The 17,570-nt window shown below is 62.3% G+C and carries 14 protein-coding genes; 7 read left to right on the top strand and 7 right to left on the bottom strand.

The window, feature by feature from the left end:
* Positions 1-105: 105 nt before the first annotated feature.
* Positions 106-498: a DUF4148 domain-containing protein gene (locus ACFZAI_RS00460; protein ID WP_391565069.1), complete on the top strand. Its 393-nt coding sequence runs from the start codon at positions 106-108 to the stop codon at positions 496-498.
* A gap of 201 nt (positions 499-699) precedes the next feature.
* On the top strand, positions 700-1,818 hold the full coding sequence (locus tag ACFZAI_RS00455) for a saccharopine dehydrogenase C-terminal domain-containing protein (protein WP_391565068.1): 1,119 nt from the start codon (positions 700-702) through the stop codon (positions 1,816-1,818).
* Between the two features lie 83 nt (positions 1,819-1,901).
* Here ACFZAI_RS00455 and glcC read toward each other — a convergent pair whose 3' ends face one another.
* Entirely contained in the window at positions 1,902-2,666 is a 765-nt protein-coding gene (gene glcC / locus ACFZAI_RS00450) for a transcriptional regulator GlcC (RefSeq protein WP_391565067.1), read from the bottom strand.
* 239 nt (positions 2,667-2,905) lie between these two features.
* On the opposite strand from glcC, the gene ACFZAI_RS00445 reads away from it, so the two are divergent.
* From ACFZAI_RS00445 to ACFZAI_RS00435, 3 genes are all read left to right on the top strand, one after another.
* Positions 2,906-5,080: a malate synthase G gene (locus ACFZAI_RS00445; protein ID WP_391565065.1), complete on the top strand. Its 2,175-nt coding sequence runs from the start codon at positions 2,906-2,908 to the stop codon at positions 5,078-5,080.
* Positions 5,081-5,210: 130 nt separating this feature from the next.
* Complete coding sequence (locus ACFZAI_RS00440; protein ID WP_391565064.1) at positions 5,211-5,828, top strand: TetR/AcrR family transcriptional regulator; 618 nt, start codon at positions 5,211-5,213, stop codon at positions 5,826-5,828.
* Positions 5,829-6,072: 244 nt separating this feature from the next.
* Positions 6,073-6,930, top strand: a complete 858-nt coding sequence (locus tag ACFZAI_RS00435; protein WP_391565063.1) for a cysteine hydrolase — start codon at positions 6,073-6,075, stop codon at positions 6,928-6,930.
* 144 nt (positions 6,931-7,074) lie between these two features.
* Here the strand turns inward: ACFZAI_RS00435 and ACFZAI_RS00430 are convergent, their stop codons facing one another.
* From ACFZAI_RS00430 to ACFZAI_RS00415, 4 genes are all read right to left on the bottom strand, one after another.
* The gene (locus ACFZAI_RS00430) at positions 7,075-7,677 is read right to left on the bottom strand and encodes a TetR/AcrR family transcriptional regulator (protein WP_391565062.1); all 603 of its coding nucleotides are present in this window, start codon (positions 7,675-7,677) and stop codon (positions 7,075-7,077) included.
* A gap of 128 nt (positions 7,678-7,805) precedes the next feature.
* Positions 7,806-8,114 (bottom strand): DUF4148 domain-containing protein, encoded by a 309-nt coding sequence (locus tag ACFZAI_RS00425; protein WP_054420817.1) that lies wholly within the window; start codon positions 8,112-8,114, stop codon positions 7,806-7,808.
* A gap of 99 nt (positions 8,115-8,213) precedes the next feature.
* Positions 8,214-8,522, bottom strand: coding sequence for a DUF4148 domain-containing protein (locus ACFZAI_RS00420; protein WP_391565061.1), 309 nt, complete (start codon positions 8,520-8,522; stop codon positions 8,214-8,216).
* A gap of 406 nt (positions 8,523-8,928) precedes the next feature.
* A complete protein-coding gene (locus tag ACFZAI_RS00415; RefSeq protein ID WP_391565060.1) occupies positions 8,929-9,882 on the bottom strand; it encodes a helix-turn-helix domain-containing protein in 954 nt (317 codons plus the stop codon).
* Positions 9,883-10,186: 304 nt separating this feature from the next.
* On the opposite strand from ACFZAI_RS00415, the gene ACFZAI_RS00410 reads away from it, so the two are divergent.
* Entirely contained in the window at positions 10,187-12,409 is a 2,223-nt protein-coding gene (locus ACFZAI_RS00410) for a TonB-dependent siderophore receptor (RefSeq protein WP_391565059.1), read from the top strand.
* A gap of 7 nt (positions 12,410-12,416) precedes the next feature.
* On the opposite strand, the gene ACFZAI_RS00405 is transcribed toward ACFZAI_RS00410, so the two are convergent.
* Complete coding sequence (locus ACFZAI_RS00405) at positions 12,417-13,583, bottom strand: mandelate racemase/muconate lactonizing enzyme family protein (protein ID WP_391565058.1); 1,167 nt, start codon at positions 13,581-13,583, stop codon at positions 12,417-12,419.
* Between the two features lie 121 nt (positions 13,584-13,704).
* Between ACFZAI_RS00405 and ACFZAI_RS00400 the strand changes: the two genes are divergently transcribed.
* The gene (locus ACFZAI_RS00400; RefSeq protein ID WP_391565057.1) at positions 13,705-14,604 is read left to right on the top strand and encodes a LysR family transcriptional regulator; all 900 of its coding nucleotides are present in this window, start codon (positions 13,705-13,707) and stop codon (positions 14,602-14,604) included.
* 1 nt (position 14,605) lies between these two features.
* On the opposite strand, the gene ACFZAI_RS00395 is transcribed toward ACFZAI_RS00400, so the two are convergent.
* On the bottom strand, positions 14,606-17,410 hold the full coding sequence (locus tag ACFZAI_RS00395; RefSeq protein ID WP_391565056.1) for a filamentous hemagglutinin N-terminal domain-containing protein: 2,805 nt from the start codon (positions 17,408-17,410) through the stop codon (positions 14,606-14,608).
* Between the last annotated feature and the right edge of the window lie 160 nt (positions 17,411-17,570).

Here is a 17,570-nt window from a genome sequence, read left to right as displayed (position 1 = left end):
TTGTTTGAGCACAGAATGCATCTCATCGGGACCACAGCAAGCGAACCCCCGGCAATGACGCCAGACGGTTCGGATCCCAAGCTCACAAGACACCGGAGGTCTGCTATGAAAACCCTTGCAACCGCATTGATGTTGTCCATGTCCGTTCTGGCTGCCGGCGCTCAAGCCGCCGAAGCCGACCAAGCCCCGTCGCGCGCCCAGGTCCAAGCCGAACTGCAACAAGCCAAAGTTTCGGGCCAATACACGTTTGGTGAAGAAGGCTACCCCGCCGCCATCCCCCAGAAGTCCAGCCTGACCTCGCAACAAGTGCAAGCTGAACTGGCTCAAGCCAAGAACGCTGGCGAAGTCACCTTCGGCAACCTGGACTACCCGCCCGTCGCCGCTGCTGAAAGCGCCACGTCGCTGACCCGCGCCCAAGTCGAATCGCAACTGGCGCAAGCCAAGGCAGAAGGCCTGGTCACCTTCGGCAACATGGACTACCCGCCCAAGGCCAGCTGATTCACCGGCCGAAAGGCCGTGACAGCCCCTTCAAAAGCCCTTCGGCCACAAGCCGAGGGGCTTTGTTTTTGACGTTTCGCCAGCTATATAAGTCATAACGACGTTAACTTAAACCGTTACGACACTTTCAGATCTACAAATCGACAGCGCTCACGCATAGGATGAGGCCAACCCATCCCCCCTCATCGCAGGAGCAGCACCATGTCCACCACCCATCGTCCGATTGTTTTACTGGGCGCCGGAAAAATCGGTTTCGCCATCGCCCTGATGCTGGAACGCAGCGGCGACTATGCCGTGCTGGTCGCCGACCAGGACCCCGCCCGCTTGGGCGTGCTGGCTGAACTGGGTTGCGAAACGCGGCAGATCAGTGACGACGAATCGGTCGCGCGTTGCATCGAAGGCGCCTACGCCGTGGTCAACGCCTTGCCGTTCCACCGCGCCACCGCCGTGGCCGGGCTGTGCGCGAAAGCCGGCGTGCACTATTTCGATCTGACCGAAGATGTGGCCAGCACCCATGCCATCCAGGCGCTGGCGCACGATGCGCGCAGCGTGCTGATGCCGCAATGTGGCCTGGCGCCGGGTTTCATCGGCATCGTCGGCAACGCCCTCGCCCGCCGCTTCGACACCTTGCTGGACTTGCGCATGCGCGTGGGCGCCTTGCCGCGCTACCCTTCCAACAGCCTGCGCTACAACCTGACGTGGAGCACCGAGGGGCTGATCAACGAATACTGCAACCCGTGCGAAGCGATTGTCGATGGGCAACTGACCAGCGTGCCGGCGCTTGAAGGCTACGAAACCTTTGCGCTGGACGGCGTCGAATACGAGGCCTTCAATACCTCGGGCGGCCTGGGCACGCTGCCCGCCACGCTGCTGGGCCGCGCGCGCAATGTGGACTACAAATCGGTGCGGTACCCGGGCCACTGCAACATCATGAAGCTGCTGCTCAATGACCTGCGCCTGCGTGATCGCCGCGATCTGCTGAAAGATATTTTTGAATCGGCCATTCCCACCACCGAGCAGGACGTGATTGTCATCCAGGCGTCGGCCTCGGGCCATCGCCACGGCCGGCTGGAAGAAGAGTCGTACCCGATCCGCGTGTTCGGCGCGGACGTGGATGGCCACCGTTTAAGCGCCATCCAGCTGTCGACCGCCGCCGGCATCTGCGCCGCGCTGGATCTGGTGGCGCAGGGTGTGTTGCCGCAGCAGGGCTTTGTTGGCCAGGAAGCCATTGAGCTGGACGCGCTGCTGAACAACCGCTTCGGCCGCGTCTACGCGGGCAAACCGCTGGCCTTGGCTGGCTGCGCCACGGCCGACCGTTAAGCCAATGCGCGGATATCGTCCGCCAGGCTTGCGCAACCGGACCCCTACGTAGCACCGCGTAGCGCCGCGTAGAAGTTGCGGCGCTACGTCCAGCCTTCCAGGCGTAGCGTCGCGCGCACCAGACGCTGTTCTTCCTGTTCGATGTCGGACAGGCTCTGGCGCACGCTGTCCACGTGGTCCGCCGCGGCCTTGCGCGCGAGCTCTGGCTGCCGCCCCGTCACCGCATTGAACAGGCGCGTGTGCTGGCGGTCGATCTGCCGCTTTTCAGGTTCGCGGTGATACAGATTATTCACGCACGCGAACACCGACCCCAGCAGCAGATCCGTCAGCGATTGCAGCGTGTGCACCAGCACCGGATTGTGCGAGGCCTCGCAGATCGCCAGGTGAAACGCATGATCAAGATGCGCATGCGTGGCCGTATCGGTGGCCGTGCCTTGCGCCGCCACCATCTCGTCATAACGGCGGCGGATCATGATGAAATCCGCTTCCGTGCCGCGTATGGCCGCCAGCCGCGCCGACTCGGCCTCAAGCAGCGAACGCACTTCCAGCAAGTCGTACAGCGTGCGCGGCTGCGAATTGAACAGGTGCATCAGCGGGCCGGCATCCACCTTCGAAATATGCGCCACGAACGAGCCTTTGCCCTGCGACGTATGAATGATTTCGCGCGCACGCAGCAGCTTCAACCCTTCGCGCAGCGCCGTACGCGACACGCCCAGTTTTTCCGTCAAGCGCCGCTCAGACGGCAGCGCCTGCCCAGCCTTGAGCACCCCGTCGAGGATCAAACGTTCGATCCGCTCGGCGACTTCGTCCGCCACCTGGCGGGGTTTCTCTTCTGTTTCCGCGTACATGCATTCTCCGGACCAGTGGTATGACCAAGCACACGCCGAATTCGGCCGCGCCGCGCCTACCCCCGTAAGTAGCTGATATAAAACCATAAAAAATGCAGGCTTGTCAGATCCGCGCTGAATAAACTGGTATGACCAGTGGGTTTTGATATGGACATTGGCGCAGGTGCGAACGATGATGTCAGGACAGATTCGCCCGGCGCCCCGGCGCCGGCCAGCCCTTCTTACCGCTAGAGACCCGCATGACTCAACGCATCCAGCACCACGGCCTGCAAGTGGCGGCCAATCTCAATCAATTCATCGAACAGGAAGCCCTGCCCGGCACCGGCCTGGATGCAGACGGTTTCTGGCAAGGGTTTGCGGCCCTGGTACACGACCTGGCGCCGAAGAACCGCGCGCTGCTGGCTGAACGCGATCGCCTGCAAGCTGAGCTCGACGGCTGGCACCGCGCCAATCCCGGCCCCATCGCCGATCCGGCGGCCTACCGCAAGTTCCTGGAAAGCATCGGCTACCTGCTACCGCAACCGGCCAGCGTGCAAGCCACCACTGACAACGTCGACACCGAAATCTCGCAGCAAGCCGGCCCGCAATTGGTCGTGCCGATGTCGAACTCGCGCTACGCCCTGAACGCCGCCAACGCACGCTGGGGCAGCCTGTACGACGCCCTCTACGGCACCGACGCCATCCCCGCCACGCCCGGCGACACGGGCAAGGGCTACAACCCCGAACGCGGCGCCGCCGTCATCGCACGCGCCCGCAGCTTTCTGGACACCGCCGCCCCGCTTGCCAATGGCTCGCACGCCGACGCCCGCGGCTACACGGTGGAAGGCGATCAATTGCGCGTGGCGCTGGCCAACGGCGTCACCGGCCTGAAGTTCGGCTCGCAGTTTGCCGGCTACCAGGGCGACGCGTCCGCCCCCACGGCCATCTTGCTGAAGAACAACGGCCTGCACTTCGAAATCCAGATCGATCGCACCCACACCATCGGCAGCACCGACGCCGCTGGCGTGAAGGACGTGCTGGTGGAAGCCGCGCTCACCACCATCATGGACTGCGAAGATTCCGTCGCCGCCGTGGATGCCGACGACAAAGTCCACATCTACCGCAACTGGCTCGGCTTGATGAAGGGCGACCTGACCGAAGCCGTCACCAAGGGCGGCAAAACCTTCACCCGCAAGCTCAACGCCGACCGCGTCTACACACGCCCTGACGGCAGTGCGCTGAAGTTGCATGGCCGCTCGCTGATGTTCGTGCGCAACGTGGGCCACCTGATGACCAACCCGGCCATCCTGGACCGCGACGGCCAGGAAATTCCCGAAGGCATCCTGGATGCCGTCGTCACGAGCCTGGCTGCGTTGCAAGACCGCAAGAACAAGCTGAACTCGCGCACCGGCTCGGTGTATATCGTGAAGCCCAAGATGCACGGCCCGGCTGAAGCCGCCTTCGCCAGCGAACTTTTCGATCGCGTTGAAGACCTGATCAAGGTGCCGCGCAATACGCTGAAGATGGGCATCATGGATGAAGAACGCCGCACCAGCATCAACCTGAAGGCGTGCATTGGCGCGGCCGCCTCGCGCGTGGCCTTCATCAACACGGGCTTTTTGGACCGCACCGGCGACGAAATGCACTCCAGCATGGAAGCCGGCCCGATGCTGCGCAAGGGCGACATGAAGTCCACCGCCTGGATCACCGCCTACGAACGCAATAACGTGCTGGTCGGCCTGGACACGGGCTTGCGCGGCCGCGCTCAAATCGGCAAGGGCATGTGGGCCATGCCCGACTTGATGGCCGCCATGCTGGAACAGAAAATCGCGCACCCCAAGGCGGGCGCCAACACCGCCTGGGTGCCGTCGCCCACCGCGGCCACGCTGCATGCGCTGCACTATCACCAGGTCGATGTGCAATCGGTTCAAAAGGAACTGGAACGCACCAAGCTGGACAGCGTGCGCGACGACTTGCTCAGCGGCCTGTTGACCGTGCCGGTCGGCGACCCGTCCAAGTGGTCCGCCGCCGACATCCAACAAGAACTGGACAACAACGTCCAAGGCATCCTGGGTTACGTGGTGCGCTGGGTTGACCAGGGCGTGGGTTGCTCCAAGGTGCCTGACATCCATAACGTGGGCCTAATGGAAGACCGCGCCACGCTGCGTATTTCCAGCCAACATATCGCCAACTGGCTGCGCCATGGCGTCACCAATAAAGACCAGGTGATGGAAACCTTCAAGCGCATGGCCAAGGTGGTGGATGGCCAGAACGCGGGCGATGCGCTCTACCAGCCCATGGCCGGCAACTTCGATACGTCTCTGGCATTCAAGGCGGCGTGCGCGCTGGTCTTTGAAGGCCTGACGCAGCCCAACGGCTACACCGAGCCGCTGCTGCACAAGTACCGTCTGGAGTTCAAGGCCGCGCAAGGCTAAACGGCCACACCGCATCAACGCCCGAACCGGACAGCTTGGCTGTCCGGTTTTTTTATTGGCCGCCCCCTTCGGGAAATTGAAATTGAAACAGCAGCGGCATTTTTCGCACGACCGTGCTAAATTTGCCCGCATGTCTGCCAAAACCGAAAAAAGCGAACTGACCTTTGCGGCCATTGTGGACGCCGCCGTGGACATGGCTGCGGCGCAAGGCATGGAAAGCTTGTCGCTCGGCCAGGTCGCCAAGCACCTGGGCATCAGCAAGAGCGGCGTGTTCTCGCGCGTGGGTTCGCTCGAAGCCTTGCAACAGGCCGTGCTGGATGAGTACGACCGCCGCTTCGTCGCCGCTGTCTTCACCCCCGCCATGGCGTATCCGCGCGGGCTGCCCCGCCTGAACGCGCTGGTGTCGCTGTGGGTAGACCGCGCCAGCAACGTTGAACTGCTGACTGGCTGCATCTACGTGGCCGGGGCGTTTGAATATGACGACGTCGAATCGCCCTTGCGCGACGTGCTGGAAAGCAATTTGCGGCGTTGGCGCGGGGCCATGCTGCGCACCGTCAACCAGGCATTGGAAGCCCGCCATCTGCGGCCAGATACCGACCCCGAGCAACTGGTGTTCGAGGTCTACAGCCTGATGATCGGTTTGATGCACGACGCCCGTTTCTTGCGTGACCCCAAGGCCCCCGCCCGTGTGCGCGCCGCGTATGACCGATTGATCTCTACGTACCGCAGCTTCACCTATCTTGAATAATTGACCCGCGCCGGCTGATGCCGGCGTTTCTTGACACTAATTTCGCACGGTCGTGCGAATTTTATCGGGAGCAAAGCCATGTGGATTCTGATCGCAGCCCTCGCCGCCGGCGTCCTGGCGCATCTGTGGCGCCAATGGCGCGCGCTGTTACGCCAACTGCCCGACTGCGCCGAACATCTGGTGCTGTTCTAGTGAACAACCGGCATCCCGGTCTATATTCCGCATAGTCCATTCGAATTCCGCCATGCCGCGTTCCGTCCATTTACTGATCGTCGATCCGCAGAACGATTTCTGCGACCTGCCCCCGGCTTACCTGCCCACCGATCCCTTGACCGGCAACGCCATGCAGCCGGCGCTGCCGGTGGCGGGCGCGCATGCCGATATGCAACGGCTGGCGCGCTTCATCGACGCCACCGCGCACGCGCTGACTTCCATCACCTTGACGCTGGATTCGCACCACCGGTTGGACGTGGCGCACCCCACGTTCTGGCGCACGGGCGACGGCCAGCCGGTCTTGCCCTTCACGCCGATCACGGCGGCGGACGTGCGCGCGGGCCGTTTCCATCCGCGCCACATCGACGACCTGCCGCGCACGTTGACCTATCTGGACGAGCTGGAAGCGCGCGGCCGCTACACCTTGATGGTGTGGCCCGTGCATTGCGAAATCGGCACCTGGGGCCACAACGTGCATGCGGACGTGCGCGCGGCGTATAGCCGCTGGGAAGACGCCGACCAGTTCATCGTGCGCAAGGTGCCCAAAGGCACGAACCCGTGGACCGAGCACTACAGCGCATTGATGGCCGAAGTGCCAGACCCCGATGACCCGCGCAGCCAGTTGAACCGCAGTCTGCTGGGTTCGCTGGACCGGTCGGACCTGATCATCATCGGCGGCGAAGCCGGCAGCCATTGCGTGCGCGCCACCGTGGAACATCTGGCCGAACACCTGCCCGGCGGCAACCTGTCGCGCATTGTGCTGCTGACTGACTGCATGAGTCCCGTCACAGGCTTTGCCGACGCGCAAACCGCGTTTCTACAACGCATGCGCGATCTGGGCATGCAAGAGCGCACCAGCGTCGACATGGCGCGAGCGCTCCAAGCCTGATCCGAAAACGACAACGGCCGCCTGCTTGCGCAAGGCGGCCGATTGTTTTATCGCGGCTAGGTGATGGCGCCAGGCTTGTGGCGCCCACGTACCTGGCGGCAAGACATGCCGCAACTAGCGATAGCGCCAGCGTCTGCGCCAGTGTTAGGCATCCGCCGCTGGTTTGCCCGCCTTGTCGCATTCCACGTACAAGGCGCTGATCGCCTCGCACAGCGCGGGCGGTTGCTGGAACAGGCGCGCCACCAGCAGGCAGCCTTGCACCGTGGCGAACACGGCGCGGCCGGCGGCCTCGGCGGTGCCATTGAATTTCAACGTGCCCTGCGCGGCGCCTTCGGCCAGCACGCGGGCCAGCCACGCTTCGTGCGCACGGAAAAAGCCCTGCAATGCGCCACGCACGCGGTCTGACAACGTCATGATGTCGGCGGCCAACATGCCGCCCAGACAGAGTTCGCCAGCGCCGCAAGCGCGCGATTCCATCATCGACAGGTATTGCTCCAGCTGCGCTTGCGCGGGTTGCGTGGTGTCGATGGCGCGTACGTTGCCCAGCGCGCGGGCGCTATAGGCCTCGACCGCTTCGTAAAGCAGATCGTCTTTGCCCGGAAAGTAGTAGTGAATGCTGGACGTCTTCACGCCCACATGCTCCGCCAGGTCGCGGTAGCTGAAACCATTGCATCCGCGCGTGCGGATGAGCTTCTCGGCGTGCGCCAGCAGCAGGTCTCGGGTGGTGTTGGTGGTCGGAGTGTCCATGGCTGAATATTACCTACTAATAGGTTGGTCCGTCATCGGGAGCCGCCCTAGTCTGTGGTCCAAAGCCCGTGCGAACCCCGGCCGGGAAACATCCCGCCCCCCGGGGTCCGCATGCGCCGGCATCCTGCTTAGCCTTGGACGGGCGGGTAATCCAGCTCGCCGCTTTCGGTCAGGCCTTGGGCGCGGGCGGCAGCCAGTTCTTGCGTCACTTGGGCGCGGGTCTTGTCGCTGCCGGTCGAAGCGAACGCGGTGGCGGCGTAGCCTTCTTCGCCAGAGACCAGTTCACCGTTGGCGCGGGCGGCGGCCAATTCTTGCTGCACTTGGGCGCGGGTGACCGTGCTTTGGGTGTTCAGGGCGGGCGGGTAGTCCAGCTCGCCAGCTTGGGCGGCGCCAATGAACGAGGCGGACAAAATCAGGGCGGATACGAGGGTTTTCATGGTGAATCTCCAGTAAGGATCAGTACGGCAACAGGGGTTCGGATACTGCGGGTTCGAATACTGCGCTATCTATGACTAGATAGATAACCATCTAAAAAATCAGCCTTGAACGGGCGGGTAGTCCAGTTCACCGCTTTCCGTCAGGCCTTGGGCACGGGCGGCAGCCAGTTCCTGCTTCACTTGGGCGCGGGTCTTGTCAGCGCCGGTCGAAGCGATCGCGGTGGCGGCATAGCCTTCTTCGCCAGAGACCAATTCACCATTGGCGCGGGCGGCGGCCAATTCTTGCTGCACTTGCGCGCGGGTGACGGTGCTTTGGGTGTTCAGGGCGGGCGGGTAATCCAGTTCGCCAGCTTGGGCGGCGCCGATGAACGAGGCGGACAAAATCAGGGCGGATACGAGGGTCTTCATGTTTGATCTCCAGATCAGGGATTCGATAAAAGTTCGACTTCGGTATAAGCTTCGGTTTCGTTGAGCTATCTACTTATAGATAGACAGCGAGGGAAATAAAAAAGCGGTCCTACTGTATTTCTGGTTTTGGTTCTGGTTTCGTGCTTCGTGCTTCACAGCTGACTACGTTTCTGATCTCTGCGGCGGTGGTTTGTTCGGTTCGCTGCGTCGATGGATGAATCTTACCTACTACTAGATAGACAACGCAAGCGGGTTTTGTGAAACTAAATATTTCATGATGCGTGACCGCGACAGGCCGTGACCTGCCCGCCGCGTTCCACACCAAACCGGGCGGAGCCGGCGCGGTGTAGATCGGATACCCGGCCGTAAACGCGAAGCGACGGCGTAGTGGCCCACGCCAGCGGCCTTACCAAGACCGTGGCGACACGCCATACCGCGCTTTGAAGATTTTGCTGAAATGGCTCAGGCTGGAAATCCCGACCTCGCCCGCGGCCTGCGTCACGCTCATGCCGGCGGCAAGCAAATCCGACGCGCGCTCAAGCCGCATATCGCTCAGGTATGCATGCACCGACCGGCCCATGCTGTCGCGCATCAACTGCTGCAAGCGCTTCTCCGACAGCCCAACTGTTTTCGCCAACAGCCCGGGCGGCCAATGCTCGGCATAGCGTTCGCGCAGCAGCGCGCAAGCCTGATGCACGCGCGCAAGCTCGTCGGCGGCTGGCCCGTTCAGCGCATCCGGCAGCGACAGCAATTGCACAAACCCCGACAGCATCTCAAGCGACTTGGCGCGATACCAAAGCCGGCGCGCCTCGGGGGCTTGAGGCGGGTCGCGGGTCAAGCTGCTGGCCAACGCCAAGAGGCTGGCGGGCGCATCCAGCGCTGCAACAAGCGACCCGTGCGCGGGCACGCTGACGTCCTGCCGGAACCGCTGCCTTAGTAGCGACACGGGCCCGCTGTCGCCCGCACGCGTCAGCGCTTCGGGGGTGTAGCGGATATCCACCATGCGCACCCGCTGATTCGCAGGCAGGTGCGTCACCCAGCCCAGCGGCCGTTCATGGTTGAACAACAGCGCCGCACCCGCGGCCACCCGCAAGGGCTCACCGCCTTCCAGCGCCAGCGTGGCTTCGCCTTCTTGCCAGACCTGCATGCCGAAGACGGGCGCGCCCGGCGCGGGAATCGTCAACGGGCGCTTGGGGCTGCCGTCCAGCACCACCAGGCTCACGCCGTCGTCGACGCGCAACACGCATTCGATGATGGATTCCCAATCGGCGGTGGCTGGCACGGTCGGCAAGGTGCCCCGCCACCATTCATGCGGCTTCGCGCGCGTGGTGTTGGGGGCAGGCACAGACGGAAGGGGCAAGGGCGCGGTGGCGCGGGCAGGCATAGGCGGGCGGGGAGTAAGGCGGAACCGATAAGCGGAAGCGAAAGGCGGAAGCGAAACCGCGAGAACGAAATTGCGGAAGCGGAAGCGAAACCGCGAATGCGTACGCAAGAACTGAAGACCAAGAACCCGATTGGCCACGAAGACCGCGCAGAAAAACGGGGGTGCAGCAAAACCGCTAATCGGCGCCGAAATATCGTCAGACAGGCGGCGAGACTTCTGGAATCATGCCGACGCACAGGAATGATTCTTGTTAATTATAAATTGCCCCAGGGGAAATACCGTGTCCTTTTCCGTCAAGCCGCTGCCGTTGGCGCTGTTGGCTGCCCTTGCCGCGTCGGTCCCCGCCGCCGCCCAAACCACGCAAACCGGCCAAGCTGCCCCAGCGGCAGCCACTGGCGTGACCACGCTCGCCCCCGTGCTGGTGCAAGGCGCGCGTGACGCCTCGCCCACCTCCGGCGCCGACTATGTCGCAACGCGCAGCCGCTCGGGCACCAAATCGGACGCGGCGCTGATCGACACCCCGCAAACCATTAACGTCATCACCCGCAATGAAATGGACGAGCGCGGCGTGACCTCCGTCGCCCAGGCCGTCCGCTACACCCCCGGCGTGTTCGCGCAATACGGCGATAGCGACGTGCGCTACGACTGGCTGACCGTGCGCGGTTTCACGCCGTCGCGGTATCTGGATGGGCTGCTGCTGCCGTTTGGCGCGCGCGGCTATTCGCAACCGCGCATCGACACTTATGGACTGGAGCGCATCGAAATCCTGAAAGGCCCGTCGTCGGGACTGTATGGGCAAAGCGCGCCCGGCGGCTTGGTCAACATGACCAGCAAGCGTCCCACGGCCGAGCCCTTCAATGAAGTGGTGTTGCAAGCCGGCAGCTTCAACCGATATCAAGGCGCGTTCGACTTCTCTGGCCCAGCCGACGAAGAAGGCAAATTCCTGTACCGCCTGACCGGCACGCTGCGCGACAGCGACACCCAGTACCAACACGTGGACGACGAACGCCAATTCATCGCGCCCAGCTTCACGTGGCGCCCGTCGTCCGACACCAGCTTGAACCTCAGCGCGCAATACCAAAAGATCACGAGCCACGGCGGCGGCGGCGCGCCCGTGCTGCCCGTCATCGGCACGCTGGAAAAGAGCGCCACCGCAGGCTACATCCCGCGCGACCGCTTCGTGGGCGAGCCGGGCTACGACATCTTCACCAACGAACAAGCGATGGTCGGCTACACGTTGGACCACCGCATGAACGACACGTGGAGCCTGCGCCAAAGCGCCCGCTACACCAATGTCGATACCAACACGCGCCGCGTGCAGATCGGCGCGATGCTGTCGGACACGCAAGCCGTCCGCTACGCCTGGGCCTTCCCGGAAACGTCGCACACCTTCCAGATCGACAACCAGTTGAACGCCAAATTCAACGCCGGCCCCACGCGCCATGACGTCACCTTCGGCCTGGATTATCTGCGCGAGAAATCCCGCTACAACGAGAGCAGCCTGGGTCTGATGCTGCCGCCTGCCTCGCCGCTGTTCAACGTGTTCGACCCCGACTACGGCACACCCGTGACGCGCCCGCCCACGGCCACGAAAATCAACATGACGCGCAGCCAGCTGGGCCTGTACGCGCAAGATCAAATCGAACTGGACCGCCTGCGCTTCACGTTCGCCGGCCGCTACGACTGGACCGAAGGCACCACCCACAACGGCGTTGCAGGCAGCGGCGGCCAATGGGCGTGGACATCGCGCACTGCCGATGCCGACCGCTTCACCGGCCGCGCGGGTGTGACCTATCGCTTTGATAACGGCATCGCGCCTTACTTCAGCTACTCCACGTCGTTCCAGCCCATGACGGGCATCACGCGCGACGGCACGCCGCTCAAACCCACCACCGGCGAACAATACGAAGCCGGCGTGAAGTTCCAGCCCGATGGCTACGCCAGCTTCGTCATGCTGTCGGCCTTCCAGATCACGCAGAAAAACGTCAGCACGCCGGACCCGGTCAACACCAGCTTTGTGGTGCAGACCGGCGAAGCGCAGGTGCAGGGCATCGAACTTGAAGGCAAGGCCAGCTTTGACAACGGGCTGGATCTGACGATGTCGTACGCGCTGAGTGACAGCGAAGTCACGAAAACCAATGTCGCCGCGCAGCGCGGCAACCAGATGATTTTCGTGCCGCGCCATCAGGCCGCGCTGTGGGCCGACTACACCTTGCGCGACGGCCCGCTGCAAGGCGTGGGGGTGGGCGCAGGCGTCACGTATCGCGGGGGGTTCTACGGCGACTTGAACAACCGCTACGCCATCCCCGCCGTCACGCTGGTGGACGCCGCCATCCGCTACGACCTGGGCCGCGCCAGCCCCACGCTTGCCGGCGCGCAAATCGCGCTGAACGTCTCCAACCTGTTCGACAAACGCTACGTCGCCAACTGCCTGGGCACCGCCGTCAGTTGCTACTGGGGCGCGGAACGCACGGTGATGGCGACGTTGCGGTATCGCTGGTGATCAAGGCCTATGCCGACAATTCCCGCATGACGGCAATCAGGTCCGACTTGCCTTCGAAGCCGATGCCAGGCAGCTCCGGCATCGTGACGTAGCCGCCGTCAACCTTCACGCCATCGGGAAATCCGCCAAACGGCTGGAACAGGTCCGGGTAGCTTTCATTGCCGCCCAGCCCCAAACCCGCTGCAATGTTCAACGACATCTGGTGGCCGCCGTGCGGAATGCAACGGCTGGCCGACCAGCCGTGCTCGCGCAGCATGTCCAGCGTGCGCAAATACTCCACCAACCCGTAGCTCAGCGCGCAATCAAATTGCAGCCAATCGCGGTCGGGGCGCATGCCGCCGTAGCGGATCAGGTTGCGCGCATCCTGCATTGAAAACAGGTTTTCGCCCGTCGCCATCGGGTTCGCGTAGTAGTTGCGCAAGGTGGCCTGCAACTCGTAGTCCAGCGGATCGCCCGCTTCTTCATACCAAAACAGGTCGTACTGCGACAGCGCCTTGGCGTACTGAATGGCCGTATCCAGATCGAAGCGGCCATTCGCATCCACCGCCAGTTTCTGCCCGTCTTGCAGCACGCTCAGAATCGAATCGATGCGGCGCAGATCTTCGTCCAGCGACGCGCCGCCAATCTTCTTTTTCACGACCGTATAGCCGCGGTCGATATAGCTGCGCATTTCGTCTTTGAGCTTGCCGTGATCCTGGCCCGGGTAGTAGTAGCCGCCGGCCGCATAGACAAACACGCGGCGGTCTGCCTGGCCGTTGCCGTAGCGGTCGGCCAGCAGCTGGAACAAGGGCTTGCCTTCTATCTTCGCCACGGCATCCCACACCGCCATATCGATGGTGCCAATCGCCACCGAACGCTCGCCATGGCCGCCCGGCTTTTCGTTCGTGAACATGGCGTTCCAGATCTTGTGCGGGTCCAGATTCTTACCCGTCGCGTCCAACAACGACTCCGGGTCGGCTTCCATGATGCGTGGGATGAAACGCTCGCGCATCAGCTTGCCCTGGCCATAGCGGCCATTCGAATTGAAGCCATAGCCCACCACCGGCTTGCCGTCGAGGATCACATCGGTGATCACGGCCACAAGGCTCAGCGTCATCTTGCTGAAATCGATGTACGCGTTGCGGATGGGTGAGCTGATGGGCAGCGTCTGTTCGCGGATCTCGACGATTTTCATGAGTGTCTCCTGATGCGCCGGCTGTGGCGGCGTTGGGCGAGTTGGGGGAATCGGAACCGCTAGCGTAGGGGCGATCACCCGCACTAAGATTCACTCTTATTCATTTGATTATTAACTTTCAGTGAAAACCGACATCGCGTCCGAACTGGAGTTCTTCGTTCATCTTGCCCGGCTAGGCAGCCTGTCCGCCGCCGCCCGCGAGCTGGATCTGACGCCGCCCGCCGCCACCAAGCGGCTGGCGCTGATGGAACGCCGCCTGGGCGTGCGGCTGGTCAACCGCAGCACTCGAACCCTTAGCCTGACAAGCGAAGGCGAGACCTATCTTTCCCACGCGTTGAAGATCCTGGCGGACTTGCGCGACATGGAAGACGCGGTTTCCAGCAGCGGCGCCACGCCACGCGGGGTGCTGAAAGTGAATGCCACGCTGGGATTCGGCCGCACGACCATCGCCCCGCTGGTGTCCGACTTCGCCAAGCGGTATCCCGATGTGCAGGTGCAGCTAGAGGTCACGGACCGGCCCGTTGATCTGGTGGAAAGCGGATTCGATCTGGCGATCCGGTTCGGCGAACTGCCCGATAAGCGCCTGAGCGCGCGGCGCGTCATGCCTAACGGCCGCTTCCTCTGCGCGTCCCCCCGTTATCTGGACAAGCACGGCACGCCCGCCACGCTGGCCGATCTGGCGTCGCATCGCTGCATCCTGCATACGCAAAACGATGAGGCGCACGGCGTGTGGCGGTTCACGCACGCAGGCGAAAGCGTGGCGATCAAAGTGGACGGCGCGCTGTCCAGCAATGACGGCGATATCGTGCTGGGCTGGGCGCTGGATGGCCACGGCATATTGATCCGCTCGGAATGGGATCTGGCCAAGTATTTGAAAAGCGGACGGCTGCGCGTGGTGTTACCCGACTTCACCCTGCCGTCCGCGGATCTTTTCGTTTATTACCCGCAACGCAGAAATCAAACCGCACGCGCCAGGGCGTTTATTGATTATCTGGTTGAGGTATTTCAGCGGGCCAGTTGAATCACCATTCAAACTTTCCTTGGTCGAGGCCAACCTGGGCGCCGTCATCTCCATTGACGCTGCCGGAACCCTGGGATTGGCGGATCTCACTCTCGGTGCCGTACGCGTCAGGGTGAACATTCCATCCCACGAGGCTGCCCAAGATGCCCCGGCCGTAGGCGCTGCCACTGGAGGCAGAGCGTTCAATGACGCCGGTATTCATGCCAACTAAGCCGCCCACCGCATCTTGATCATCACGGCCGACCGCATTGCCGCTGGCATAGGAATCAGTGATCAGCGCAGTCCTTCCGTTCGCGCTGGCATTGCTTCCCACCAATCCGCCCGCACTGCCCGTTGGATGTCCCGGACTGTGGCTCCCGGCGAGCGCCGTGCCGGAAGCGGAAGACTCGCGAATAATCCCCCCGCGGTTCCGGCCTACTAACCCGCCGACGGCATTATCCCCACTGCCCGTAACGTCACCCGACGCGTGGCTGCGTAGAATTATCCCGTTGTTCTCGCCTGCCAAGCCCCCCGCGCCGCTAAAGTAAGAACGCGCCGCCACATGCCCTGATGCTCGAGAATCCGTAATGGTTCCGGTCGAGCCATTCAGGCCAACCAGCCCGCCCGTTTGATAGGCGCTGGCGACAAAACCCGTCGCGTGGCTATTATTGATGGACCCGTAGTTGGCGCCAATCAAACCGCCCGTATAGAACTCGCCGTTAATACCGCCCGTCGCGTAAGCCTGTTCAATGCTTCCGTTTTTATTGTTTTTGCCGACCAATCCCCCGGCAAACGACACGCCTGCGCGAATGAATGTCGTCGAGTAGGACTGAGCGATGCGCCCCTGGTTCGCACCAACCAAGCCGCCTAGCTCACCCACCGAGCCACCCCCGCCTGAAACGCCGAACAGGCTTCCATGGGAATATGAATTCATTACGGCGCCTTCATTCACGCCGACCAGCCCGCCCAACGAATCATTGGATTGTGTCGTACGGATTTCGCCCGAGGCATAGGCATACTTCACCACCCCACTGTTGACTCCCACCAATCCGCCCGCGACATTATGGCGGCCAGGCTGATCAACGGAAATGCTCAGTTGTTGCAACCCGATGTTCCTGAGCACGCCGTGCGAATGGCTGAATAGCCCTACGTGCCCCGTTGGGTTTGACGAGTCGGCCTTCATCTTCAGCATATCGACCGTATGCCCCATGCCAGTCAGAATGCCCTCGAATGTTTGCGGCGGGCTCCCGTAATTTGCACCGATGGGCCGAAACCCCGCGCGCGCATTCCACGAGCCTGTTTCGTGGGCATCAATGGCATTAGCCAGTGCATAGGCGCCGCTCAGATTGTTCTCAATTGCTTGCAGCTCATGCACATTGCGGATCAGTTGATAATCCTGCCCATTGATACGCAAGCTGGCTTGTGACCCGGGCAACGTCACCGTAACGCCCTTGCCCAAGATATAGTCCGCGTCGGCGCCGTGGTTCATCACGAACCCCGCTTTATCCCCGTTTACCTCGACATTCGCGTTCAAGCGCACGGACTTCTTTGCGTCCAAGCTCAGCGTCGTATCCGCATCCCAAGCAATCTCTTCAAGAACGCGAAGATCGCCTTGCGTGGAATTCAGCGCGATATTGTTTTTAGACAGCTGCCGGCTCAGATGCACGCCGCTGACGCCGCTGACCAAGGGCACTTCTTGCGTGGTGACGCTGATCTGATCGGCCTCAAGCGTCAGCCACCCGCCATTGCCCAGCGCCGCGCGCGTATCAACCTGCGCGCTGCCTTCCATCTGCACCTGCCGGCCCTGAACCAGAACGTTGCCGCCGTCACCTTGGCTACCGGCCGTCGCCAACAGATTGCCGCGCACGTCCACGCGCTGGCCTTGCACCGTGATATCGCCGGCGTTACCGCTGAACGCGCTGCTGTCCAACGTGCCTGCGGCCACTACCGTGCCTTGCGCGCCCCCATCCAGCACGATCCTGCCCGAGCGGCCATTGAGCGTTTGCGCTTCGATCAACCCCTGGTTGTTCACCACCGCGTGCGCCACGGCGTTGCTGGCTCGGGCGTGCAGCGTCACCTGGCCGCCCTGCGCCGTCAGCGCATTATGGTTGCTGACCAGCGCATTCAACGCCGCCTGATCGATCTCTACATTGAGCAGCCCATCGTCAGCAAGGCCAAGCGTGATTCGCTGCCCGGAAGCCAGTGCGATGGCGCCTTGTTTGGCGCGGACGACGCCCTTGTTCTCAACCTGTCCGCCCAGCAACGCAATCGTTCCGCCATCTGCGGCAATCAACACGCCTTCGTTAACGACACCTGCCGGCGCCGCACGCCCATCGCCAACAAAGCGGAATCGGCCTTCCTGGAGATCTTCATTGCTCAGATTCAATGTGGACGCCACCAAGCCGCCTACGTTGACCTTCGCGCTCTTCCCGAACAGCACGCCGTTCGCGTTGATGATGAAGACACGCCCGTTGGCGTTCAGCTGACCCATGATCTTGCTGCCTTCGGTGCCGGCAACCCGGTTCAAGGCAATGGCGCTGGCGTCAGGCTGATGAAAATCCACACGGCTGCCCGAGGCGATATTGAAACTGTTCCAATCGATGGACAGCGTTGAGCTGGTCTGCTGGATTTTCTTCGATAGGCGGTTGGGCTCCGAGATACTGCCTTGGCCGCTGGTGATCTTGCCGCCCTTCGGTAGGTTCTGAGCGTAGGCTGAACCGGCAAGCAGCACTGCGCACGACGAGAGGCCCCCTAACAACACGACTGATATCCGTAAAGCGCGACGTCGTTCTGTATTATTCTGGGGAGCCCGACGGTGATGGTTCATTTCCCTCTCCTCGTCTGAATGATTAGAAATGATGGAGACGAGGCTAGCACGGCACATAAAGCAAAATACCGATTAAAAATTTCGCAGCAAAATAATGATTATTAATGCCGCGTATTTAGTAATCCTCTGATTGATTTAATGCCTTGAAAATGAAAAGCCC

This window comes from Achromobacter sp. NPDC008082, from assembly GCF_042957345.1.
In the GTDB taxonomy this organism is placed as follows: Bacteria; Pseudomonadota; Gammaproteobacteria; order Burkholderiales; family Burkholderiaceae_B; genus Achromobacter; species Achromobacter kerstersii_A.
This window is presented reverse-complemented; position numbering and strand designations above follow the sequence as displayed.